The 23,724-nt window shown below is 69.3% G+C and carries 23 protein-coding genes and 1 tRNA gene; 7 read left to right on the top strand and 17 right to left on the bottom strand.

Annotation, left to right across the window (positions count from 1 at the left end; genetic code table 11):
- Positions 1-51: 51 nt before the first annotated feature.
- Complete coding sequence (locus KAH28_RS16990; protein WP_290578705.1) at positions 52-1,551, top strand: trypsin-like peptidase domain-containing protein; 1,500 nt, start codon at positions 52-54, stop codon at positions 1,549-1,551.
- Positions 1,552-1,561: 10 nt separating this feature from the next.
- Here the strand turns inward: KAH28_RS16990 and KAH28_RS16985 are convergent, their stop codons facing one another.
- Positions 1,562-1,924, bottom strand: coding sequence for an integrase core domain-containing protein (locus KAH28_RS16985; RefSeq protein WP_290578703.1), 363 nt, complete (start codon positions 1,922-1,924; stop codon positions 1,562-1,564).
- 118 nt (positions 1,925-2,042) lie between these two features.
- A complete protein-coding gene (locus tag KAH28_RS16980; RefSeq protein ID WP_290578701.1) occupies positions 2,043-2,822 on the bottom strand; it encodes a ParB/RepB/Spo0J family partition protein in 780 nt (259 codons plus the stop codon).
- 89 nt (positions 2,823-2,911) lie between these two features.
- On the opposite strand from KAH28_RS16980, the gene folE reads away from it, so the two are divergent.
- From folE to KAH28_RS16965, 3 genes are all read left to right on the top strand, one after another.
- Positions 2,912-3,472: a GTP cyclohydrolase I FolE gene (gene folE, locus KAH28_RS16975; RefSeq protein WP_366918224.1), complete on the top strand. Its 561-nt coding sequence runs from the start codon at positions 2,912-2,914 to the stop codon at positions 3,470-3,472.
- 139 nt (positions 3,473-3,611) lie between these two features.
- Positions 3,612-4,595 carry an acyl-ACP desaturase gene (locus tag KAH28_RS16970; protein WP_290578699.1) on the top strand — a complete coding sequence of 328 codons (984 nt, stop codon included), beginning with the start codon at positions 3,612-3,614 and terminating at the stop codon, positions 4,593-4,595.
- Positions 4,596-4,646: 51 nt separating this feature from the next.
- A complete protein-coding gene (locus KAH28_RS16965) occupies positions 4,647-5,483 on the top strand; it encodes an SDR family NAD(P)-dependent oxidoreductase (protein WP_290578697.1) in 837 nt (278 codons plus the stop codon).
- On the opposite strand, the gene KAH28_RS16960 is transcribed toward KAH28_RS16965, so the two are convergent.
- The gene (locus tag KAH28_RS16960) at positions 5,461-5,751 is read right to left on the bottom strand and encodes an acylphosphatase (protein ID WP_290578696.1); all 291 of its coding nucleotides are present in this window, start codon (positions 5,749-5,751) and stop codon (positions 5,461-5,463) included. The genes KAH28_RS16965 and KAH28_RS16960 overlap by 23 nt on opposite strands.
- Before the next feature lie 54 nt (positions 5,752-5,805).
- Here KAH28_RS16960 and KAH28_RS16955 point away from each other — a divergent pair, with 54 nt between their 5' ends.
- Together KAH28_RS16955 and KAH28_RS16950 are read left to right on the top strand one after the other, a co-directional pair.
- A complete protein-coding gene (locus KAH28_RS16955; RefSeq protein WP_290578695.1) occupies positions 5,806-6,471 on the top strand; it encodes a hypothetical protein in 666 nt (221 codons plus the stop codon).
- A 5-nt stretch (positions 6,472-6,476) separates the two neighbouring features.
- Positions 6,477-7,829 carry an MATE family efflux transporter gene (locus KAH28_RS16950; protein WP_290578694.1) on the top strand — a complete coding sequence of 451 codons (1,353 nt, stop codon included), beginning with the start codon at positions 6,477-6,479 and terminating at the stop codon, positions 7,827-7,829.
- A 12-nt stretch (positions 7,830-7,841) separates the two neighbouring features.
- Here the strand turns inward: KAH28_RS16950 and KAH28_RS16945 are convergent, their stop codons facing one another.
- From KAH28_RS16945 to KAH28_RS16935, 3 genes are all read right to left on the bottom strand, one after another.
- Positions 7,842-8,036, bottom strand: a complete 195-nt coding sequence (locus KAH28_RS16945) for a type II toxin-antitoxin system HicA family toxin (RefSeq protein WP_290578692.1) — start codon at positions 8,034-8,036, stop codon at positions 7,842-7,844.
- The gene (locus KAH28_RS16940) at positions 8,033-8,239 is read right to left on the bottom strand and encodes a DUF1902 domain-containing protein (protein WP_290578690.1); all 207 of its coding nucleotides are present in this window, start codon (positions 8,237-8,239) and stop codon (positions 8,033-8,035) included. The genes KAH28_RS16945 and KAH28_RS16940 overlap by 4 nt, the downstream gene beginning before the upstream one ends.
- Positions 8,240-8,403: 164 nt before the next feature.
- Entirely contained in the window at positions 8,404-9,996 is a 1,593-nt protein-coding gene (locus tag KAH28_RS16935; protein WP_290578688.1) for a peptide chain release factor 3, read from the bottom strand.
- A 157-nt stretch (positions 9,997-10,153) separates the two neighbouring features.
- Here KAH28_RS16935 and KAH28_RS16930 point away from each other — a divergent pair.
- Positions 10,154-10,229 (top strand) — tRNA-Ile (locus KAH28_RS16930).
- Positions 10,230-10,329: 100 nt separating this feature from the next.
- Here the strand turns inward: KAH28_RS16930 and KAH28_RS16925 are convergent.
- The 11 genes from KAH28_RS16925 to KAH28_RS16875 form a co-directional block, all read right to left on the bottom strand.
- Positions 10,330-11,346: an SOS response-associated peptidase family protein gene (locus KAH28_RS16925; RefSeq protein ID WP_290578686.1), complete on the bottom strand. Its 1,017-nt coding sequence runs from the start codon at positions 11,344-11,346 to the stop codon at positions 10,330-10,332.
- Positions 11,347-11,485: 139 nt separating this feature from the next.
- Positions 11,486-12,262, bottom strand: a complete 777-nt coding sequence (locus KAH28_RS16920; RefSeq protein WP_290578684.1) for a hypothetical protein — start codon at positions 12,260-12,262, stop codon at positions 11,486-11,488.
- On the bottom strand, positions 12,259-12,948 hold the full coding sequence (locus KAH28_RS16915; protein ID WP_290578682.1) for a hypothetical protein: 690 nt from the start codon (positions 12,946-12,948) through the stop codon (positions 12,259-12,261). Before KAH28_RS16915 ends, KAH28_RS16920 begins: the two co-directional genes overlap by 4 nt.
- A gap of 9 nt (positions 12,949-12,957) precedes the next feature.
- Entirely contained in the window at positions 12,958-15,246 is a 2,289-nt protein-coding gene (locus KAH28_RS16910; RefSeq protein WP_290578680.1) for a hypothetical protein, read from the bottom strand.
- Positions 15,246-20,663: a tape measure protein gene (locus KAH28_RS16905; RefSeq protein WP_290578678.1), complete on the bottom strand. Its 5,418-nt coding sequence runs from the start codon at positions 20,661-20,663 to the stop codon at positions 15,246-15,248. The genes KAH28_RS16910 and KAH28_RS16905 overlap by 1 nt, the downstream gene beginning before the upstream one ends.
- Positions 20,664-20,747: 84 nt before the next feature.
- Positions 20,748-21,029, bottom strand: a complete 282-nt coding sequence (locus tag KAH28_RS16900) for a hypothetical protein (RefSeq protein ID WP_290578676.1) — start codon at positions 21,027-21,029, stop codon at positions 20,748-20,750.
- A gap of 95 nt (positions 21,030-21,124) precedes the next feature.
- On the bottom strand, positions 21,125-21,481 hold the full coding sequence (locus tag KAH28_RS16895; RefSeq protein WP_290578674.1) for a hypothetical protein: 357 nt from the start codon (positions 21,479-21,481) through the stop codon (positions 21,125-21,127).
- A 51-nt stretch (positions 21,482-21,532) separates the two neighbouring features.
- Positions 21,533-22,513 (bottom strand): hypothetical protein, encoded by a 981-nt coding sequence (locus KAH28_RS16890; protein ID WP_290578672.1) that lies wholly within the window; start codon positions 22,511-22,513, stop codon positions 21,533-21,535.
- 6 nt (positions 22,514-22,519) lie between these two features.
- Positions 22,520-22,777 carry a hypothetical protein gene (locus KAH28_RS16885; protein WP_290578670.1) on the bottom strand — a complete coding sequence of 86 codons (258 nt, stop codon included), beginning with the start codon at positions 22,775-22,777 and terminating at the stop codon, positions 22,520-22,522.
- Positions 22,774-23,208: a hypothetical protein gene (locus tag KAH28_RS16880; RefSeq protein ID WP_290578668.1), complete on the bottom strand. Its 435-nt coding sequence runs from the start codon at positions 23,206-23,208 to the stop codon at positions 22,774-22,776. The genes KAH28_RS16885 and KAH28_RS16880 overlap by 4 nt, the downstream gene beginning before the upstream one ends.
- Complete coding sequence (locus KAH28_RS16875; protein WP_290578666.1) at positions 23,208-23,714, bottom strand: phage protein Gp36 family protein; 507 nt, start codon at positions 23,712-23,714, stop codon at positions 23,208-23,210. Before KAH28_RS16875 ends, KAH28_RS16880 begins: the two co-directional genes overlap by 1 nt.
- Between the last annotated feature and the right edge of the window lie 10 nt (positions 23,715-23,724).

Below are 23,724 nucleotides of genomic sequence, written 5' to 3'. Positions count from 1 at the left end.
GCACGGCGCGCGGTTCTGCCGGCCACAACAAGAACGACCAACGAGCCCGCCATGCCAGCATCCGCCACCAACGCGACCGCCGCCCTGCTCGCCGCCGCCACGCTGTGCCTGATCGGCGGCCGCGCTCACGCGGATGTCGACGCCCTGCCGCTGCACGTCGCCGAGCCGGTATCCGAAGCCGACTACCGCGACATCGGCAGCGAGCACGGGCCGCGCCCCTACGCCATCGCCACGCCGGTTTCGATCGGTCTCGACGGCGGAAGCTGGGCATCCGGCGGCGGTGACACGCTGGTCTGGCGCACGCGTGTGACATCGCCCGGGGCGCGCAGCCTCAGCCTGATGCTGCCGCGCTTCGCCGGCGCCCCCGACGCCCGGCTCTACCTGCGCGCGGCGGGCTCCGACATGACCCAGGGGCCCTACGGCATCGACGATGTCGACCGCGAGGGCCGGCTGTGGACCGCGCTCGTCTTCGACGACACCGCCGTCGTCGAGGTGCTGGTCCCGGCCGCACAGCGCGACGCACTGGTGCTGGAGATCGCCGGCGCGTACCACGGCTGGTCGGATCTGCGCGGCACCAAGAACATCGGCGGCACCAGCGGTTCCTGCAATGTCGATGTGGCCTGCCCGCAGGGCGACGACTGGCGCGACCAGATCCGCTCGGTAGTCGGGCTGAGCTACACCAGCGGCAACTTCCGCAGCTTCTGCACCGGCAATCTGGTCAACAACACCAGCAGCGACGGCACGCCGCTGGTGCTCACCGCGCATCACTGCGGCATCCGGGAAGGCAATGCCGGCTCGATCATCGCGTACTGGAACTATCAGGCCGCCACCTGCGGAGGCGATGCACCGAGCTTCACGCAGTCGCAGAACGGCGCCGGGTTCCTGGCCACCCACGAGTTCTCCGACCACACGCTGGTGCAGCTCGCCGACCAGCCCGACGCCGCCTTCAACGTCCATTTCGCGGGCTGGGATGCACGCGACGACATCACCGTGGACAGCGGGGTCTCGATCCATCACCCCGACGCCGACGCCAAGAAGATCAGCGTGTTCACCACGCCGCTGGTCAAGGAACAGGAAACCATCACCAGGAACAACGGTCTGCCCCAGACCGTTGCCGCCTGGCGCGTGCGCTGGTCGCAGGGCACCACCGAGGGCGGCTCCAGCGGCTCGGGCATCTGGGACGACGCCACCGGAAGGCTGATCGGCGTGCTGTTCGGGGGCCGTGCCAGCTGCGGCCAGAATCAGGACCTCGAGGACTACTACGGTCGCCTCGATGTCGGCTGGGAAGGCGGCGGCAGCGTCGACACCCAAATGCGCGCCTGCATGGACAAGGCGCAGCTCGGGGTCCGGACGCTGGACGGCGCGGATCCCGGTGCGCTGGACCCCACGGCGGAAGCCGGCGCGAGCCGCTGTCCGGACCCCTTTGCGGGCAGCGACGGCAACGACGGGGGCGGAGGCGGCAGCAGCGGCGGCAGCTTCTGGGCGCCGCTGCTGCTGCTGATGGCACTGCTGCGTCGCGGATCCACCGCCGCCCGCGGCATCCGCCGATAGCCGAGCGGCGCTAGCCGTGATCCCTCGGCAGGTTGCTCACGGATAAGCCCAGGGTGCTGACGGGCGTTCGGTAGTTCAAGCCGGCATGAGGGCGGTGCCGGTCGTAGTCATGCAGCCAGTTCGGCAGATGGGTTGCGCGTTGGTCGGAGTGTGCGTAGGAGCAGACGTGAGCCCCCTCGCGTAACGCAGTCTGGATCAGCCGCTCGGCCCGGCCGTTGGTGCGCGATCGGCAGGCTTTCGTGCGGCGAAGCCGGATGCCCAGGCGGCGGTAGTAGCGCACGGCGGCAATCAGGGCGCGCCAGTTACTGGCGCCGGTTTCGTCCGGCCTGGTCGTCGCCCCGCTCGCACGGCCGTGATCGTCGATCGGGCGCACATGTGGTCGCGTTTTGCCCGATGCGGCACCGGGTCACGCGCTACCTGGGTCGCGGGCGGTTATCCACAGATCGCTCCCAGGCTTGTGCGGAACTGCTGTGCACAACCCGGCCCCGGGGTCACTCGCGGTAGCCGAGCTGCTCCAGGAGGCCGTCGAGCTCGTCCAGCGAGAAGAAGCGCAGGCGCAGTTCGCCGCGGCCGCTGCCGTCGGCCTGGAGGGTCACGGGACAGGCGAGGTGCTCGCCGAGGGCGCGCTCCAGCCGCTCCCATTCGGGCTCGCGGCGGCCGCTCGCGGCTTCGCCTCCGGCGGCGCGGCGCGCCAGGGCGCGCTCGAGCTGGCGCACGCTCCAGTTGCCGCGGCTGCACTCGGCCGCGACCTTGCGCTGGACGGATGCATCGACACCGGCCAGGGCGCGGGCGTGGCCCATGCTGAGATCGCCGGCGTCCACCATCGCGGCCACCTCGTCGCAGAGCTTGAGCAGCCGCAGGAAGTTGCTGACGTAGACGCGCGACTTGCCGACGCGGTGGCCGATTTCCTCGTGCGTCAGTGCCAGCAGGTCGGCCAGCCGGCGCAGGCCGTAGGCGGTTTCCATCGGCGACAGCGATTCGCGCTGCAGGTTTTCCACAAGGCCGAGGACCTGCGATGCGACCGGGTCGAGGTCGTCGCGCACGATGGCGGGGATGGTCGCTAGACCGGCGCGCTGTGCCGCGCGCCAGCGACGCTCGCCGGCGAGCAGCTCGTAGTCCCTGCCGTCGCTGCGCACCACCACGGGCTGGATGACGCCGGACGCGCGCAGCGATTCGGCGAGCTCGTCGAGGGCGGCCTCGTCGAAGCGTCGCCGGGCCTGATTGCTGCCCGGGTGGATGCGCTCGATGGGGATATCGCGGGTTGCAGTCATGTGCGCGTCGAATTCCTGCAAGGAGCCGGTAACGGCCTGTGAAATAATGCCCGCCGATTCTGCAGCCCCCGCGCGTCACGAACCAGCCGATGGACAACCCGATGGAGCAGCACTACCGCGCGATCATAGAAGCGGTCGGGGAAGACCCCGAGCGCGACGGTCTGCGCGACACGCCCGGCCGCGCCGCCAAGGCGATGGCCTTCCTGACCCGCGGCTACCAGCAGGATATCGACGAGGTCGTCAACGGCGCGGTGTTCGAGTCGACCAACAACGAGATCGTGATCGTCCGCGACATCGAGCTCTACTCGCTGTGCGAGCACCACCTGCTCCCCTTCATCGGTCGTGCGCACGTGGCCTATCTGCCCAGCGGCAAGGTGATCGGGCTGTCCAAGATCCCGCGCATCGTCGACATCTTCGCCCGGCGCCTGCAGATCCAGGAGAACCTCACGCAGCAGATCGGCGAGACCATCCAGGCGGTCACCGGTGCGCGGGGCGTGGGCGTTGTCATCGAGGCGAAGCATCTGTGCGCCATGATGCGCGGTGTCGAGAAGCAGAATTCGTCGATGACGACCTCGTGGATGCACGGGCGCTTCCGTGACGACCCGCGGACCCGCAGCGAGTTCCTCACGCTCATCGGCCGGGGGAACTGAACCGGCCCGGGCGCCCGGGGTCGGAGATGAAGCCCCGTACGGTTACAATATCCGGGTAACTTCCAACCGCGCGCGGCGACGAGGCCCCGACGCTTCGCACTCCGACAAGCCGACGCCAACCAAGCGAGAGAGACGCGACATGACCGGTAATCGACACAGCATGCCGCAGGATCTGCCGCACCGGCTCGACGTCATCCGATCGATCGAGGACGCCGTGCGCAGCGAGATGGAGGCGCACATCGAGCGCCGCAACCTCTGGATGCCGGACGACCTGGGCTCGGCCGACCGCGAGCTGGACGAGGGCCGCGACGAGGATCTGCGCCTGCTGCGCCAGCGCGCCCGCGGCCTGCCCGCCTCGGTCCGCGTGGCGGTCGCGCTCAACCTGCTCACCGAGGAAGGCCTGCCGCACTTCCACCGCCTGATCGCCACGCACTTCCCGGAGGGCTCGGCCTGGCGCGAGTGGAACAACATGTGGACCGCCGAGGAGGACCGCCACGGCTGCGCCCTGCGCGACTACGTGCGCGACGCCCGCCTATTCCACATGCGCGTGTTCGAGCAGGAGCAGTACGACTACATCGCCGCCGGCTTCGACCCGGAGTGGGAACAGGACCCGTATCGCCTGCTCGCGTACACCAGCCTGCAGGAACGCGCCACCCAGTACGCCCACGCCAACACCGGGCGACTGGCGCGTGATCACGAGCCGACCCTGCAGCGCGTGCTGGCGCATCTCGCCGGCGACGAGTCCCGCCACTACCAGTTCTACCGCAGCATCTTCGGCGTGCTGCTGGCCAGCGATCCCGACCGCGCGCTGGTGTCGCTGCTCAAGGTGGTGGTGAGCTTCGCCATGCCGGGGCACGCCATCGGCGACTTCGAGGCGATGAGCGACGTCGTCGCGCGCCAGGGCATCTTCGGCACGGCGCAGTTCCACGAGATCGTGGTGGAGCTACTCGACTACTGGAAGATCGGCAACATGACCGGCCTCGGCGACGACGGCGCCCGCGCGCAGGAGCGCCTGATGAAGATGCCGTCGCGCCTTGAGCGCATGATCAAGGCCCAGGAGGCCAAGCACGAGCCGCGCGACTTCCGCTTCGGCTTCATCGGCGACGAAACGATTCGCATCTAGCTTCCCCGCTCGCGCGCTACACTCGCGCATTCCGACATCCGGGGGGATCGCATGAACGAGACGAAAGCCGTCGTCATCACGGGCGCCGGCAGCGGACTGGGCCGCGCGCTCGCTCTTCACTACGCACGCAACGGCTGGTCGGTGGCCGCACTGGACATCGACCGCAGCGCCGCCGAAGCCACGGCCCAGGAAGTCATGGCCACCGGCGGTGACGCGCTCGCGGCCGAAGTGGACGTGCGCGACGAGGCCAGCGTCAATGCCGGCGCCGCGGCCGCGGGGGAGCGCTTCGGCCGCATCGATGCATGGATCAACAACGCCGGCATCGCCGCCGCGGGCACCGTCGACGAGTCCGATCTGTCGCAGTGGCAGACCGTCATCGACATCGACCTGCTCGGCGTCGTGCGCGGTGCGCGCGCCGCCATCCCCTGGCTGCGCAAGGCCGGCGGCGGGCACATCGCCAATGTCGCCAGCTTCGCCGGCATCGCGACGCCCCCGGGGCTGGCCAGCTACAACGTCGCCAAGGCCGGTGTCGTGGCGCTGTCCGAGACGCTGCGCCTGGAGCTGGCCGACGACGACATCCACGTCTGCGTGGCCTGCCCGAGCTTCTTCAAGACCAACCTGCTGGCCACCAGCCGCAGCGTCGCCGGCGAGGACGAGGACGAAGCGCCGCGTCCGATGGAGAAGGTCACCGAAAAGCTGATGGCGCGCTCCACCTTCACCGCCGAGGACGTCGCCGCGGCGATCTACCGCGCCGCCGAGCGCGGGCAGTTCCTGGTGCTGATGCGGCCGGACCTGCCGCGCTGGCTGCTCAAGCGTGCCTCACCGGAAGCCTTCTTCCGGGCCGTGCGCCGCACCACCCGCGGCTTCACGCGCCCGCGTCAGGCCTGATAGCGAAGCCGGGCTGCGGCGGCGCCGCGTCGGCGGGCTCCCACGCCAGGGTGTCCACGCGCGCCGCCGGCGGCCCGCCGTCCAGCCAGTCGCGGAAGCGTGCCAGTACGGCGTCGTCGGCAGCGGCAACGCCGATCACGCTGCCGTCGCGGTGATTGGCCACCCAGCCGTCGACACCGAGTGAGCGCGCGGTCTCGCGGGTATGGGCGCGGAATGCCACCCCCTGCACGCGACCGGTCACGCGGAAGCGATACACTGCAGCCGTCATCGCAGGCGACCCCTACTGCCCGGCATGTCCATCCTCCATCGGTTCCGAAAAGCCGTGCGTCCGCCGCTGCGCCGGATCGGCGATGGCGACGAGGACGCGCACTTCAGGCTAAGGCTTCCCGCCCGCGGAGGCCAGGCGGGCGACTGGCTGGCCTTCGACTGCGTGGTCACGACCCACGAGGATGCCCACGGCGAGCACCTGCGCATGAGCACCCACCTGCGCGCCGACTTCTCGCGCCTGCTGCCCGGCAGCGCCCGCGTCCGGGCCGATGCCGACGCGCCGCTGCTCATCGAGGGCCGGCGCGAACCCAGCGGCCCGGCCGGCCGCGCCCTGGCACGCGTCACGGCCCGCGCCGGCGGGCTCATCGACCGCGTGCTGCGCACCGCCCCGGCGCGCCGCGCGCTGGCACCGCTGCAGAGTCAGCGTGTCGAGGGCTGGATGGACATCCGCGGCACCACCGCGCCGCGCGACGGCGATACCACCGAGATGCTGCCCGAGGGCCTGGCGCGCATCGGCGTCGTGCCCGACCGCGAAGGACCGCCGGTGCAGAGCTGGGCCTCGCCCACCCCGCACGGCATGGCGCAGATCACCACGCTGCAGCTCGACGAGCGCCATCTCATGACCGGCAGCCAGACCCGGCGCGGCAAGCGCCAGCCGCTGCGCCTCGCCGCCACCTTCGCGCAGATCGTGGAGCGCGTGCCCGACCGCGACAGCGACTGACCCGCATGGCCGAAAGCCGCGGGAACCCGGGCCCGAGCGCCCGCGAGCGGCGTCGCCGCATCCATGCCCAGGCGCTGCCCATCATCGGCGGCATGGCGTCGCAGAACGTGCTCAATCTGGTCGATGCCTGGATGATCGGCGCGCTCGGAGCCGCCGCGCTGGCCGGCGTCGGCCTGGCCAGCTTCCTGGTATTCGTGACGGTGGCCTTCATCTCCGGGCTGGCGCCCTCGGTGCAGAGCATCGCCGCGCAGCGTTTCGGCGCCGGCCGCCCAGGCGAGGCCGCCGCCGCGCTCAACGGCGGGCTGCTGGTGTCGCTGGCCATCGGCCTGCCGCTGAGCGCGCTCATGATCGTCGCCACGCCGTCGATCATGGCGCTGCTCAACGACGACCCGGCGGTACAGCAGGCCGGCGGCACCTACCTGATGATCCGGCTGGTCGCGGTCGCCTTCGTGGGCATGAACTTCGCGTTCCGCGGCTACTGGAGCGCCGTGGACCGGCCGCGCAACTATCTGGTGACCATCGTCGCCGTGCACGTCCTCAACGTGCTGATCAGCTACCCGCTGATCTTCGGCCACCTCGGCCTGCCGGCGCTGGGCGTTACCGGTGCCGCCATCGGTACCGCCGCCAGCCTCATCATCGGCACCGCCATCCACTTCGCCATCGGCCTGCGCGTGGCCGCCGAAGACGGCCTGCTGCGCCGCCTGCCCGGCCGCGACGACGTTGCCGGCCTGCTGCGCCTGGGCCTGCCCAATGCCGTGCAGCAGTTCCTCTTCGCCGCCGGCTTCACGGCGCTGTTCTGGATCGTCGGCCAGATCGGCACGCAGGAGCTGGCGGTGGCGCACGTGCTGGTGACCTTCACGCTGGTGGCGGTGCTGCCCGGTCTGGGCTTCGGCATCGCCGCCGCCTCGCTGGCCGGCCAGGCCATCGGCCGCGGCGCGCACGACGAGGCCGCGCACTGGCCGTGGGCCGTCTACCGCGAGTCGCTGCCGGTGTTCATCGTGCTGGCCGCCCTCGCCCTGCTCGCCACCGAGCCGCTGCTGGCCCTGTTCCTGCGCGAGGACGCGCTGGTGGCGCTGGGCATGACGCCGCTACGCATCTTCGGCGCCGGCATCCTGGTCGACGCACTGGGCCTCATCCTCATGCACGCGCTGCTGGGCGCCGGGGCGGCGCGGCTGGTCATGATCGTCGGCGTGGGGCTGCAGTGGGCGCTGTTCCTGCCCGCCGCCTACCTGCTGGGCCCGGTCATGGGCCTGGGGCTGACGGCGGTCTGGTGGGCCATGGTGGCCTGGCGCGGCGCCCAGGCCGCCATCTTCACGGCCGCGTGGCAGGGCGGCGGGTGGCGGCGATTGCGGGTCTGAGACCGCGGCGGGTCAGAATGCCTTCAACAACCCGGCCTGTTCGAGCACCGCATTCGCGGTATGACGCGACTTGATTCGGCTGTCCACCACGAATCGACGACCGTTGATCGGGCTGTGCCAGATGTCGTGATCGCCCTTGCCGCTGCGGATGTACTCGCAACCCGCGTCGCGAAGCAGGCGCCGAAGGTCCGGCGCAAGGTCACTCACGCGGCAATAGGGCAGTCAATCCGCAGGCTGTAGGTTCCGGTAGCCGGAAGCGCATTGGCTTCGAGCAGCTCGGGTACGAGCGCGTGGAGCTTGCTCTCCAGCGCATCAAGACTTTCTGCCTCGGTGGCGAGACCAGGCACATCATCACTGACCGCGACCCAGACGTCAGCTTCGGCGTCGAACCGGATGTTGATCGTGTACATGCCGGGATTGTGTGCGGCGCCATGCGGGTGACGCAAGCTGGCAGTTCGCAGGGCGATGGCGCGAATATGCAGAATGGAGCAGGCGCTCGGAATCCCCTCTCCCCCGCCCTCGGGGGAGAGGGCCAGGGTGAGGGGGTCCCGGCGTCAGCCGGCCAGCACCATCCTCAGGCCTCGGCCGCCTTCTGCTCGCGCGTGTCGGAGAAGGTGATCTCGGGTGCGCGTTCCTCGGCCATCTGGAGATTCACGCGGCTGGAGGCGAGATAGACGAGATGCCCGCCGTGGTCCAGCGCCAGGCGCTGCTGGTTGGTGTCGCGGAACTTGTCGAGCGTGCGCTGATCGGCCGCGTGCACCCAGCGCGCGGTGTGCACGCTGATGGGCTCGAAGCTGCACTCGACGCCGTACTCGTCGCGCAGGCGCTGCTGGGCGACGTCGAACTGCAGCACGCCGACCGCGCCCAGGATGATGTCGTTGTTGGTCAGCGGCCGGTAGACCTGCGTGGCACCTTCCTCGCAGAGCTGGTCCAGCCCCTTGTTGAGCTGCTTGGCCTTGAGCGGGTCGCGCAGCACCACGCGGCGGAACAGGTCCGGCGCGAACACCGGGATGCCGGTGAACTCCACCGGGTCGCCGCTGGAGAACGAATCGCCGATGGCGATGGTGCCGTGGTTGTGCAGGCCGATGATGTCGCCCGGATAGGCGCGGTCCACGTGCTCGCGGTCCGCGGCCATGAAGATCAGCGCGCTGGACACGCGCACCGGCGCGCCGAGGCGCACGCTGTGCAGCGTCATGCCGCGCTCGTAGACACCCGAGCACACGCGCAGGAAGGCGACGCGATCGCGGTGCTTGGGATCCATGTTCGCCTGGATCTTGAACACGAAGCCCGAGAAGTGCGGCGCGTCGGCCGGCACCGGCGCGGGCTCGGCCTCGCGCGGCTGCGGCGGCGGCGCCCATTCCGAGAAGCCGTCGAGCAGCTCGGAGACGCCGAAGTTGTTGATGGCGCTGCCGAAGAACACCGGCGTCAGCCTGGCGGCGCGGTAGTCGTCGAGATTGAACTCGGTGCCGGCCATCTGCAGCAGCTCGATCTCTTCCAGCAATTGTTGATACGGCCGCCCCAGCCGCTCGGCAATACCGGGCGCGTGCAGACCCTCGATCCGTTCGATGTCCGAGATGCGGTCCTTGGCGCCGGTATAGAGATAGAAGCAGTCCTCCAGCAGGTGATACACGCCCTTGAACTCGTGCCCCATGCCCACCGGCCAGGTGATCGGCGCGCACGACAGCCCGAGCACCTTCTCGATCTCGTCGAGCAGTTCCAGCGGCGGCCGGCCCTCGCGGTCCAGCTTGTTGACGAAGGTGATGATCGGCGTGTCGCGCAGCCGGCAGACCTCCATCAGCTTGATGGTGCGCGGCTCCACGCCCTTGGCCGCGTCGATGACCATCAGCGCCGAGTCCACCGCCGTCAGCGTGCGGTAGGTGTCCTCCGAGAAGTCCTCGTGCCCCGGCGTGTCCAGCAGGTTCATGACCTTGCCGGCATACGGGAACTGCATCACCGAGGTCGTCACGGAGATGCCGCGCTGCTGCTCCAGCTGCATCCAGTCCGAGGTCGCATGACGCGCGGACTTGCGGCCCTTGACGGTGCCCGCCATCTGGATGGCGCCGCCGAACAGCAGCAGCTTCTCGGTGAGGGTGGTCTTGCCGGCGTCGGGGTGCGAGATGATCGCGAAGGTCCGGCGGCGGGCGACCTCTTGGGCTACGGAGGCCATCGGCGTAAAGGTGCACGGCTGGGGGGCGCGGGATTGTAATGGATGCCGGGGTGGCAGCGACAAAAGCGGTGAATCGGCTAACCTTCCCCGGCGGTCGGGTCGGGCAGCGTCGTTGTGCCCGCGCAACGGCGAATGGCATCGCGTCCGGCGATTGCACGGGCCTATAGCTCAACGGTTAGAGCAGAGGACTCATAATCCTTTGGTTCCAGGTTCGAATCCTGGTGGGCCCACCAAACCCGCTTCCAGCAACCATCCAGCTGTGCAGTATGTAACGCGACACTTAACTTGCAACGCTCCGACACTTGAGTTGCGACAGGCATTTTAGGGCGATTTTTAGGCCGCCTGAACGCACTGCTCGCCTTGGTGGCGTGAGCTGTTGACGTAGCGGCTGACGCGCCTGATCTCGACCTCGAATTCGTAGCTGTCCTGATCCGGGTCGGAGACCTCGGGGTTCAGCCAGGCGTCGTTCGCGCCTGCCGGGATCACCCAGGGCATTCTGCTGTGGATGTCGGCGGCCGGGCCCTCCGCCGGGCGGGTGACGATTGCGACCGTCAGGCGGGGCTCGCCGTCGATCTCGATCGCGGAGTAGATGCCGCCCAGGCAGAAGACCGCGCCGCCGCGGTGGTGCCAGTACGGCTGCTTGACGGTCTGGATCTCGCCGGTTTCTTCGTCGACCAGCTCCTCCCGGCACCATTCGTACCAGCCTAGCGTCGGCACCAGGCAGCGCTGGTGGCGGTAGGCGTGGCGCCACATGCCGCTGGTCGGCGCTTTCTCGAGTGTGGCGTTGGTGTTGAACCGCGGGGGCTTGGCGTCGCGCCACCAGTGCGGAATGAAACCCCACTTGGCGGCATCGATGACGCGCTCGCCGTCCAGGCGCGCCATCGGGATCCGCATGGCTGGCGCGACGTTCCAGGCGCGCGCCCAGGCCGGATAGGGTGCGCGGTTGCGCGCCGCGATCGCGGCCTCCATCTCGCGCTCTGCCGGGGTGACGTATCGGCCACACATGAACGGCAGTATGCCGCGCGCGAAACGCGGCGCCCACCGGTGTACATTCCGGCTGCCATGACCCGCGACCGTCCACGCTCGAATCCCTATATGCACTACAGCGACGACGCCTTGCGCGACGCGCTGATGGCTGCCGCGGGTGCGCTTGAGCGCGACTGGTCGGCGGCGCAAGAGGTGGAGGTCCGAGCGCGGCTGCGCCTGCTGTGCATCGCTGCGGCACACCGAGTCAGCCCGCCGGTGATTCCGTTCACTGTAGCAGGCGTGGTCGGGAAACAGGGGAAGGATGTGCGGCGCCAGTCGGCGCTTGCCGCCTATCCACGGAATGATGGGGTTGGGGCTGTGCATCGCCTCCGATCTCTCGGTGATAGGCTCCCCGTGCCGTGTGCACGGCGGGGCAGCCTTGGCTGGTGCACGGCCCTTTGCGCCGTGTATTGGCGGCCGCGGCGTGTTGGCGCACGTCGCGGTCGCTGTCCCTTTCTGGCTGTCATGCGACGCGTAGCTCGGCGTAAGACGCGCCCATTTGCCACGTGTTGACGAAGTCGAATCCGGTGTACGTCGCCTGGTTGGTCAGCTCTGCCGACGTTTTCGGGATACCTCCGTCGCTGTCTGAATCGCCGCGCAGATCTGAGTCGAAGAAGCAGTTTTCGACAGTCTGGGTCGAGCTAAAGTCGTAGTAGACCCCTCCGCCTCTCCCGGGCCCGTCAACCATTTCGCAGATTGCGACACAGCGTCGCAATACCGTGGTGGGCTGATTTGCGATGCCGAGAATCGCTGTGCCGCGGTCGCCTCCAGTGGTGTACTTCCCGACCGCCAGACAGTCCTCAAGTACGAAATTTGGCGAGTTATATGCACCGACACAGAGGTAGCCACAATAGCGCGCGCTGGATACGACGATGCCCGCGGCCCCACCGTAGATTGCGAGCCTCCGAATCTCGATTGAATGGGTGGTTGCGTCACTGAATCCAGCATGCCGGTCGCTGTTCGTGCCGTCGGAATTGAAGTTCGTGATCTTGTGCCCGCGCCCGTCGAGCACGAAATCGGCCCTGATTGGCTCCCAGTTTGTGATGCCGGCTGCTACCAGGTCGATGTCTGCGATCAACTCGAAGTGGGCTCCGCCGTAGTGCCGAATATTGTCCAGCTGGGTCGCGTTGGCAACGCGGTACGGGTTGCCTTCCGTGCCTTCTCCTCCAGCGAAATCGGGGTTCGTTGGGCCGCCACCTGCCCCAGCTGCGGCTAGTAGCATCAGGCCGAGGTTGTTCACAGGACATTCTCCAGCGCCCGCGTGCCGACCAGCGTGACGGCGCTCGCATCATCGGTCCGGATCGCGAATGCGAGCAGGTCGGTGCCGCCGGAGGTGGGCGTGGGGGCGGCGCCGCCGGGCCACTTGGTGCCGGCCGGCCAGGTGTGGACGGCGGTGCCGCCGCTGGCGTCGGTCAGCTCCATCGTGATGCCGCCGGCGGCCTCGTCGGGCGGCGGGTTGGTGAACGACCAGGTCACGTCGTCGTCGATGCTCGCGACGATGTAGGTGCCGGCGGACAGGTCGACGGCGACGCTGCCGTTGACCGTGCCGAGGTCCTGCACGACCTCCCAGCCGTTCGCCTGGGCAGCGGCGGCCTGGGCAGCGGCGGCCTGGGCTTGGTCGCGGTAGTCCTGGGCATCGTCGCGCAGCGATTCCGTTTCATCCCGGGCCTCGACAGCCTCATCGGCGGCATTCGATGCCGTGCCGGCCGCCGCCTGGGCGTCGGCGGCGTTCTGCGCGGCGTTGTCCAGGCCGGCGTCGACCACGGCCTGCACCTGCGTCTGGATGTAGGTGACGGCCGCGGTGAGGTAGCTGAAGAATGGGGCGAACCAGGCGATGAAGGCGTCGGCCTTCGACGAGAACGCCGGCCCGTCGTCGAGCCTCGACGGCGGGGTGGGCGGTGCGGATGAGGGGTCGGGTGCAGCCATGATCAGCTCCTACACGTCTGCGGTGTTGGTGTCGGGGTACGCGCGGCCCGCGCCCCAGAGGATGCGGACGGCGCCGGCGCCGCCGGGGACGGGAGCGCCGCTGGTGTAGCAATAGCCGGGTCCGCCGCCGCCGTAGTCGCCGCCGGAGCTGGCTCCGTTCTCGCCGCCGGAGCCGCCCTCGGCGCTATTGGTGGCGCCGGCGGCGCCTTCCCCGTCAAGGCCGCCGCCCCCGCCGCCGGTGGCGATCGCGGGCAGGGATTGGGTGTGCGAGCCGGGGCCATTACTGGCCGCGCCGCCGGTTTCACTGTTCGCGTCGCCCTGGTAACCGCCGGCCCCGCCGCCACCGCCGACGGTAATCGCGGTGCTGTAGACGCGGCCGTACCCACCTCGCCCGCCGTTGCCTCCCCCGACATCGCCGCCGATGGCAGTGCCGATGCCGCCCTCGCGGCCCTGGCCGCCCTGTGCCCACAGCAGCGTGGTACTGCCGCGCCGGATGCGGCAGTCGCCACCATTCGGGCCGCTAGCGCCGACCTCGACAGTGAGCGGCTCGCCCGGCGTCACTGCGATGGCGTTGCGCCAGCGCAGCGCACCGCCGCCGCCGCCGTGCGGGTTGCTGCCAACCTGGCTGTTGAGCTTGAACGCGCCCTGCGCCCCCGCACCGATACACAGGCCGGCCAGCGCGGTGATGCCGTTGGGCACGATGAATTCGTACGTGCCCGGCGTCGTCCATTCCTGCTGGCTCGCCGGCACGGCGAACGTGCATTCGACGCCGGGCGACCAGGTGCCGTTGCCGGTGAGCGCGCCCTCGTGCCGCACGCGCACATAGCGCGTGACGCCGGTGGCCACGGTGGGCGGCGGCAGCCAGCTGGTCAGGTTCTCGGTGTCGTGCAGCGACTCGGCCTCGATGGACGTGAATCCCGCATCGGTCGCGATCTGCCAGCTGGCCGACGCCTGGGCGTCGCCATCGCCTCCGGTGGTGGCGTAGGCGCTGCTCTCGATGGGCACGTCGAGTGCGTGGGTGGCGCTCGCCGCGGGGGTTGTGATGGCCGGGGTGTCGATGGTGACGGCGGGGCGGGCAACGATCTTGATGGGGGTCGCCCAGGCGCTGTCGCCGGCGGTGGTGCCGGCACGGCGGTGGCGAACCCAATACTCGGCGTCCTCGGTCAGGCTGCTCATGTCCGGCGACCAGCTGGTGATGGCGGCGACGTCGTCGTAGGTGCTGAGCACTACGCTGCCGAACGCCTGGTCGGTGGCGATCTCCCAATCGCCGTGCGCAGCGCTGTCGTCGCCCTCCGGGCTGGTGCTGAACGCGCTCGCAAGAAAGCGGCCGTTGGCTGGCATATCGCTGCCGAACGACGGCGTGAGGATCTCCGGCGTGTTCACCGCGACCTCGCCATAGAATGGGTCGGTGTCCTCAACGACCAGGCTCACCACGTCGATAGTGGCGCGGGTGATCTTCGCGCCCTTGATGCTGATGCGGAGCTGCTCGTAGAAGCCGAGCACGATGGTCTCTTCCCGGTAGGGGGCACCGATCCACAAGACCACCCTCTGGCGGGCCAGCAGCAAGCGGCGGCGCACGGACTGCACCTGCGGCGTGTTGATCCGCACGTTGTAGCCGATCACGTCCCGGTACCCGCGCTTGACGATGGTGACGTTGCCGAAGTCGTCCTCGTCCCGCCGGCTGAAGTCGTCGACGTCGAGGCTCGTGTCGAAGTAGGTGAGCCCGGTGTCCGCCTGGGCGCCGAGAACCGCCTCGCCGATCTGCGCCACCGCGCCGCCGGCGGTCACCAGGATGCGGATCTTCGCGCCGCGGATGTTCGGCAGGTCCAGGAACGAGACCTGGCGCAGCTGCTCGATCGGCGCGTAGAAGTAGCTCCACCAGTCACTGATTTCGCCGTGCTCGACCAGCGACCGGGTGCTGCTGTAGAGCACGCCCTCGTCATCATCCAGCACCTGCACGGTTGCGGACAGCCCGCGGCAGTTGATGAGCGACACTGCGTTGATGAGCTGGTCGGGCTGCACGGTGACGTCGATCGCCCCCGTCCGCAGGGACACGCGGGTGGAAGTCTGGTCGAACATCCGGTACCGATTCGTCGGGCCCAGGTCGGTCCAGTTCGCCGAGCCGACGGGGTGATCGGTGTTGCCATCGGCCGTGGATTCGTAGACACGGTGATCGAGCTGCACCTGGTCGCTGGTGTCGTAGGTCACCTCATCGTCGTAGGCCGGCGCGTCGTCCTCGACGATGTTGCTGGCAATCAGCTCGGTCTCGCTGATCTGCGCTGGCACGACCATGCGCATTACGCAACCTCCTGCGTCTTCACGAACTCGTTCTCTTCCTGGTCGATCGCCACGCGCAGTCGGTAGCCGTCCGTCAAACGGCGCAGCACGCTGGCTGTCCGCTCGGTGTGGTCCGCGATGGTCGACAAGCCGGGATCGGCCACTTCGTTGAGGGCCTCCAGCTGCCGGAGAATCTCCGCGAGCAGCTCCTCGGACTTGCGATTGCCGTAGGTGATCACCGGGATCGCCCGACCGCCCTCCAACGGCACGACACCCTCGGTGCCGTGCAATCGCGTCACGTAGCCGCTGGCCGGCCCCGTGGCCACACCGCCGGTGGCGTAGCCCGGCCCGCCGAGCTGCTCGATGGCCTCTGCCACAGACAGCACGGCCTGCTCGATTTCGATCAGCGCGCTGACCTGGTCCGTCAACGCGTCGAGTTGCTGCTCAGCGATGCTGCGCTGGCGATCGGCAGTGTCGGCTGCCGCCAGTGCCTCCGCCCGCACCTGCGCTACCTGGCGGTCGAACTCCAGGCGGTTCGTGGCTGTGCGCTGGATCTGATCGACCAGCGATCGGCCTACGTCCGGCAACGCCTCCAGCGCACTGGCCTCGCCCAGCCGAGCGCGCCTGGCAACGTCGTCGAACTCTGCCCGCAGCTGGCCCAGCCGCTGCGGCCCCGATGCTGCCGTGGCCAGCAGCTCGTCGAGCTCGACGCCGAAGTCGCGCAGCGACTCGGTGAAGCGGCCGAACTGGTCGACGCGCTCCTCCAGCTCGCGGGACTCCGCTTCATACGCTTGGCGCAGTGCATCCTCGCGTTCCTGGCGGCGGCGCTCAGCGTCGTCCTGACCGCTGTTGCCGTAGGCCGGTTGGTAGCTGCCCGCGCCTACCTGATTCCCCACGACGCTCTGCAGGTCCGAGATGTACGGCGCCAGGGTGGCGCGCTGCGATTCGCTCAGTGTCAGCAGGAACTCGCCCATCGCTGCCGCCGTCCGGGGCAGCTCTGCCCGCACCAGCCCGAGGCTGTTGAGCACCTCTTCAAAGGCGCTTGGAGCCTGATCGAAAGCGCGCAGAACCGACAGAGACTGCTCCGCAATCTCCGCCGCCCGCTGGCGCTCCGCGGCCAGGTCCTGCTCCGCGAAGATCTGCCGCTGGATCGCCTGGAGTGAGGTCGGCATCTGCGCGATCTGGCGCTCGCGCTCCAGCCGCAGCGCCTCTTCCTCGTTGCCCTGAGCACGCAGCAACTCGATCTCGAGGCCGGCACGCTGCTGGGCCAGCTGCGCGGCCGATTCGCGTTCCTGGCGAAGCTGCTCTTCCGCCCGCGCCGCGTCCTCCGCGGCGAAAATCTGCTCCAGGAGCGCCCGGTTGTTCTCGTTGATCGAGGCGAGCTGCTGCTGGCGATCGGCCTCGCGTGCGGCCTGCTCTTCGCCCTGGGCGCGCAGCAGGCGTATGCGGAGGTCGTGCGCCTCTTCCTGCACACGCTCGCTCGCGGAGTAGATCTCATCAAGCGCCGGCGCCAGCTGCAACAGCGTCGTCAGCGTCTGAGCCGACGCGGCGTCGGTCACCTGGAAGCCCTCGACAAGCTGCCGGAAGCCGTCACGGGTCTCGGGCAGCTGGAGTCCGATCTGCGCGAGCGCGGCGGTGGCTTCGCGGGATGCCACGTCAAGGCGCTCGCTCTGAGAGAGGAAGTCGTCGACGAAGGACTGAGTCATCCCCGCGAACTCGCTGTAGCCGCCGGCGGCGTCGACCAGGCTGGTGGCGAGCTGTGCGGCGGTCTCCGGCTTGAGCGGGATGCCGTAGTCGGCGCCGATTCGGTCGAGTCCCGCTTCAGCCACCTGGAGGTTGCTCGCAATTCGCGTCAGCGTCTCCGCGGCACCTTCGCCGACACGCGCGAACTGATCGACGAACGGCACCACCGCAGCGGCGACATCGTCGAAGAGCGCGGAGAAGACCGCATTGACCTGCTCGTTGATCTCCTCGCCGGTACGGCCCTGCAGGTCGATCCGGATCTCGTCGACATCGAACTGCGACAGTGCGTACTCAATCTGCTTGCGCGACACGCCGAGCACGCTGGCGGCCTCGGTGGTTGCCTGCCCGATGCGCTCGAAGATCAGGCGGAACTGGTTGCCGACTGCATCCGGCACGTCGCCGAACTCGGTGCGGTAGTCGGGGCCGCCGCCGAGCAGGCCCCCGCTCTCGCGTATCCGCGAGAACGAGTCCGCGACCACGGACTCCATCAGGTCGGTGAGCGCACCGCCGATGATCCGGATGCCGTAGCCACGCAGCTCTTGATCGCCGCCGAAGACGGCGCTGCCGGCGCTTTCCAGCGCGCCGCCGAGCACATCGCCCAGGCCGCCGACCAGGTCGCCGACGAAGTCGAGACCGATGGTCTCGAACGCGTCGTCCACGAAGTCGGTCAGCGTATTGTTCAGCCCCAGCATGAAGAGGCCGTTGGCGCCCAGGCCGGTGGCGTTCAGCGCGGCCAGTCCACCCAGCCGGTTGCGTCCCGCAGACGGCTGCGAAAGCGACGCCGGATCGATGTCCTCTCGCACCAGCAAGTTGCCGACATTGCCCAGCTGCGCCTGCAACGACTCCAGGCTGCGCAGCATCCGCGTGTTGATACCCACCAGCTCCTGCGCCGCTTCAGCGGTGAGATCCACACTGTTCGCGATGCTGGCCGACTCGGTGTCCGGCGCGCCGAAAACCGTGCCCCGGCCGGTGCTGCCGGTGATATCGCCGGGCTGGTAGCCGCTGCCGCCGCCGGAGAACGCGCCTGCCACCGATACCCCCAGCGACGCGACGATGCCCGCCATCGTCGCCATGCGCGCGACCGCGGTGAACGGGTCACCGGTCGCGCCCGCGTTGAGGATGGCCTGGATGGCCGTAATGCTCTGCAGCGCCTGCACCGCGATGCCGATCTGCTCGTACGCGCTGGAGCCCTGTGACGCCAGCTGCTGCACGCCGGAGAGCATCTGCGCGGTGCCCGATGCATAGAGCTGGACCTGAGCCTCGCCGGTGCGCTCGGCCGCCACGTTGAACGTCTGCAGGCCCGCCAGCATGCGGTCGATCGACTGCGTGAACGGCCCGTCGATCGACCCGAACGCCTCGCGCACCTGCTCGATGGTCTGCAGCGAGTCGAGCAGCGCGTCGGACAGGTCCTCGCCGAATCGCCGCTCGAACGTGCGCCGGATCTCGTCGGTGGCCTCGTCGGCGTCTTCGCGGATCTGATCCCAGAACTGCTCGCGGAAGCTGTCGGCAAGCTGCCTGAACTCGGCATCATCGATCAGGTTCTCGCCGAGCAGGTCCTGCAGTGTCGCCATGCGTTGCTCGAACTCCGCCGTTACCTGCTGGGCCGCGGTCAAGCTGTCCTGACGCAGGTCCGCCAGCGCTTGGCGCACCTCCTCGGCGGCGCGGCGGGCCTGCTCCTGCTGGTTGCGGATCTGCTGCTCCTCCGACTGGAGACGCAGATAGGTCTGGATCTGTTGTTCGCTCGCTCCCTTGGCCGCGAGCCGAGCCCGGGTTTCGGCCTCCTGGGCCTCGGCACCGTCACGCAGCGCCTGCACGAGCGTGCGCTGCCGCTCGATGAGCTTGGCGACCTCGTCGGAGGCCTCCTCGGCCGACTCGGTCACCGTATCGGTTGGCGGGCGAATTGCGTCCTGCAGATCCCGGATCGCGTCGGAGCGATCCTTGATCCCTGCGACGATCGCGTTGATCTCCTCGAGGAGTTCGCCGGCGACATCGTCCTGACCAGCGTTCAAAGCCTGGTTGCGCTGCTCGGTGAGGATGGCCACCGCCTGCGCGGCGCGCTCGATTTCCTCGCGGGAGCGTGCAATCGCCTCGGCCTGCTCGTTGGACAGCAGGCCGCCGCCCTCGCGAAGGCGCGTCGCCTCATCTGCCAGCTCACGCACCGTGCGAACCGTCGGCTCCAGGTCGTTGGCGATCGACTGATTGCGCTGTGTCCAGAAGAACAGCAGCGTCAGCCCGGTCACGGCCGCGCCCAGCGGTCCTCCCAGGAGCGCCAGACCGCCGCGCAGAATGCTGATGCCGCGCGCCGTCGCGCGACCGCTGAGGCTGACGCTCTGCAGCGCCGAAGCCGCCGCTGTGCTGGCAGTCGCCGCGCGCGCCTGCGCGGCGGTATTCGCCGTGGTCGCCGAGGCCAGCGCGGCATTGACCCGCGCCTGCTGCTGGCCGAGCGCAGCCAGCTGCGCCATTGCCGCCTGGCGCTCGCGCAGGGCCACCGTCAGTTCCTGTTCGGCGCGGCGTAGTATCCCGGAGGTCTGTGCCGCGGTACCCGTTGCGCGCGACGCCTGGATGGCGGCCTGCGCCGCCTGGACTGAGGCATTCGCCCGCTGCAGCTGCGCCTCGGTCTCCGCGCGAGCGGCCGTGATTGCCGAGAGGGTGGCCCGGGTATCCGCGACGGTCGCGGCGGTCGCGCGCGCACGCGCCGCAGCGAGCGATGACGCCAGCTGCGCGCCGGCGGCATTGCGGGCGTTGAGCTGCTCGGTCGCCGCGATCGACTCGGCCGTGCGCTTGGCCACACCCGCCATCGCGGATGACGTGCGACCGGCGCCGACTGCCAGAGCCACGAAAAACGCTGCCTCGCCGGTGTTCATGATCGCCTGCAGCGTCTGCACGTCTACGCTGAGCTGCGTGATCGACTCTGCGACGTCCCCGAGCGTGCCGGCAATGGCGCTGGAGACCCCGGTCGCCTGGTCGACGCGGCCGACATACTCCGTGACTGCGTTGGAGACCTGCATCCAACCCTGCTCGATGGTGGGCAGGGTCTCGGCGAAGCGCTCGCTCAACTCCTCGCGCGCGTTGCGGAACGCCTCGATCACGATGTTGGCGCTGATCTCGCCGGCCTCGCCGAACTCCAGGAGGTCGCCACGAGTCGCGTTCATCTGCTTGGCGATGATGTCGGCGACCACCGGCAGCTGCTCCAGCACCGAACGCAGCTCCTCGCCACGCAGCTCGCCGGACGCCAGGCCCTGCGATAGCTGGATCATCGCGGCTTCGGCTTCCTGCGCGGAGGCGCCGCTCAGCACGGCCGCCTGGTTCAGGCTCTCCGCGAAGTTGAGCAGGTCCTGCTGGGAGACGTTCAGCTCCTCCGCAGAAAGCGCCGTGCGCGCATAGACCTCCGCGGTGCCGACCCACGATTGCCGTGTGCGCTGGGCAATGCCGAGCAGCCTGTCGGAGACATCGGCGAGCTGCTCCTGGCCCTCCGTGACCGTGCGGATGCGGTTCTGCAGCTGGGTGTAGGTGTCCGCCAGGCTGGCAATCTGGCGCACACCCTGAATGCCCGCGAAAGCGCCGACCACGCCGACAATCTGATTGCGCAACGCCCCCAGCTGATCGTGCGTCCGGCGCGCGCTGTCGCTGGCGCGGTCGAAGCTGCGGTTCGCCGAGCTGCCGGCGCGCTGGGCCTCTTGCCCGAAGCGGCCCAACTCCTGGCGGCTGCCGCGGATCTCGCCGACCAGCTGATCCCCGTTGGCGACCAGGCGCAGCGTGACGGTCTGGGTGGTCACGCCTCAGCTCCCCGCGTTAGCGGACTTGGCGTTGATCGTCCGCGCGACGGTGCGGCCCATGAACTGCACGTCGTCCACGATGTCCGGCCACTCGTACCACCGCACCCGGAGCAGCTCGCAGGCGCTGCGGATCTCGGTGGCCGTGATGCCCTGGTAGTGCACCGACATGCCGCCGATGACCGACAGCTCGCACCGCTCGAACACCTCGACGGACGTCCAGTGCGTCCACCACACCGGGATCTCCGCGGGCTCGTCGGCCTCGCTGCCGTCGGCTTCCTCACGCACAAGAAAGTCCGCGCCGCTGACCTCGCGACGCTGCGGCTGGTCAGCAGGCGCGGACTCGTCATCGTCTGTTTCCGGCGGCGCTACTCCGGCGAGCGCTAGCGCCGCCGCCGCGAGTTTCCCTTGCGGGTCTCGTTGTAGGCGGCGAAGTACTCCTGGCTGATCCGCGGGGTCAGCCACATCGAGAATCGGCCGTGCAGCACCTCGTCGATCGCGGCCTGGCCGGTGAGCGGCTCATCGGTCTCGGGATCGCCGAGGCCGTGGATCGCCGCGACGATCTCCGGCAGGTACTCCTCGTCGGTCAGCCCGCGCTCCTGCAGATCCGCGATCTCGGGCTTGGACTTGACCTTGTAGTCGACCTCGAGGCTGCCGCTGATGCCGGCCTCGGGGATCTCGATGTCGATCTTGCGGCGGAAGGTGTCGACCGACCGCTTGGTGCTGAACGTCACGCTCATGCTGGTTGCTCCGCTGCGAAAAATGAGGTTGGAAGCCGGCTCGAACGCGCCTTACGGCGTCTCGGTACCGAACTCGATCCAGAACTCGTCGCCGCCGGCGTCCGAGGCCACGCACGGGCCGGACAGCTCCCAGCCGTAGTCGCCATCGATGTCGACGGGGGTGATATCCCGGATCTGGCCCCGGATCCCCTGCTCGGAGTACTTGTCGCCGGCACCCACCACGCGCATCGACGCCTGGATCATCGTCCCTGCCGAGCGCAGGGCCCACGGATCGAAGTCGGCCTTGGCGGTGCGGGCGATGCGCATGGTCCAGCTCGCCAGGCGATCGTCGATCGCGTTGGTCTTGTACTCGGTGTACTCCTTGGTCTTGAGGTCCGAGCCGAAGTCGATGGACAGGCTCTTCGCCCAGACCGCCAGCGGCGAGCCGCCGGGCAGCACGGTGATCGCCGCCTTCGAGTTGGCGCTGTTGATGACCGGACCGAGCGTGCCGGGCAGCGTGACGCTGGGGAGGTTCTCCTCCAGCATGCCGGTGTAGCTGCCCTGGACCCGCACCTGGCCCTGGTAGCGCTGGCCGATCTGCATGATCAGCGAGCTGATCTGGTGGCGGGCATCCACCACCTGCAGATGCGTACCCGCGTGCCACCAGTACGCCGTCGACAGCGCGATGCCGGACGAGACCGGGTTGTAGCGCGTGGTGCCGCCGACATCGTCCAGCACCTGCGTCATGCCGCCGGGCAGCAGCAGGCGGTGGCAGTCCGGCGTGCCGTCGCTGGAGTCGCCGGGCGTCTCCGGCGGATAGAGCCGGAAGTTGCCCTGGATGAAGGCGCGCTCGTTGGTCACCGCGAAGGGGTTGCCGGTGAAGTGCGGGCGGTCCGGGTTCTCGGTGAACTCGTCGAACTCGGTACCGCTGCTGCCGTCGTAGAGGCGGATGCCGTCCGTGCCGTTGTCCGGCGGGACGGGCGTGCCCTCCGCGCTCTGCAGGGCGAGCGCCAACGACCGGCGGGTGAACTTGGTGAGTGCGGGCTGGGCCATGTCGGGTTACTCCGTCGGCTCGGGATCGGTTGCTTGTGCAGCTGCCTTTCGGCGGCGGCGTTGGGTCTTGGATGTGGGCACGTCGCCAGCGGACTCGGCCTCCTGCGCAGCGCTTGCATCGCGCTCCATTGCATCGGATTCCGCCGGCGCCGTCGCGAAATCGGAATCGATGTCCGCAGCCGCCTCGGCAGCCGGCTCGTCGACCAGCTCGCCTTCGCGTATGCGCCAGTTGCCGTGGCGCGTGGGGCTCGGGAATGTCTTCATGCCTGGTACTCCGCGCTGAAGGTCCAGCCGGCCTGATAGACCACCTGGGCCACCAAATAGGCGCCGTGCGCGAACTCGTCACGTGAGCTACCGAAGACGAGTTCGGCGAATGCGTCGCCGGGGGTCCAGCCCGCCAGGCGGGCGTCGATATCGGCCAGCACGTCGTCCAGTTCCTGGCGCACCTGGGCCGGCCGGCCGTGGTGCTTCACCCACACCACCGCCTTTACGGCCGTGGTGCGGGCCTGCTGCACGGGCGGCCCGGTGAACTCGACGTTGCCGCCGGTGGTTTCGCTCAGCAGGAACACCGCCGGGGCGGTGCGGGGCGCGCCGTCCAGCGCTGCCTTGAGGTCGGCGGACACGCCCAGCAGCACGATCGACTCGACCGGCTCCAGGCGCTCGATCACAGCGGCCATCGGGTAGCTCAGCGCCATCACTGCCCCCGGAGTGCGGCGCGGCTGAAGCGCCGCGGCGCGCTGCTGGACTGCACCGACGACGGCTCCGTGCTGCCGGGGGTGAGCGGATCCCCGGCGCCCAGCGAGAGCTTGCCGTCCGCCACCAGGCGCAGCGCGCGCAGGGCGTCGCGGTAGTCGCGCTCGATGCGGCCGGTGTCCTCGTTGGTGCGGTCGCGCTGGATCTGCACGTGGTAGCGCGTAATCGCGCGCGACCAGGTCACCAGCACCGGGAACTGCTCCGGATCCATCGGCAGCGTGTAGCCGCGCTGCGCCAGGTGGGCGTCGATCTCACCGTCCGCACGCGTGATGACCGCCGCGATGGTGACAATCGTCGCGTCCGCGGCGGCGATCTCGTCGGCCGTCCAGGCGCTGCGGTCGTCGCCGGCCAGCGTCGCGGCCAGGAGATCGACGTCGAGCTCGAAGAGCTGCGCGATCTCCAGCCGGGCGCCCTGGCCGTCGGCGAGCTGTGCAGGGGTGAGGTACACGGCGGCTCAG

Origin of the sequence: Algiphilus sp., assembly GCF_023145115.1 — a bacterium.
Taxonomy (GTDB): Bacteria; Pseudomonadota; Gammaproteobacteria; order Nevskiales; family Nevskiaceae; genus Algiphilus.
Note: the sequence above shows the minus strand (reverse complement) of the source record. Positions and strands in the feature narration are given on the sequence as shown.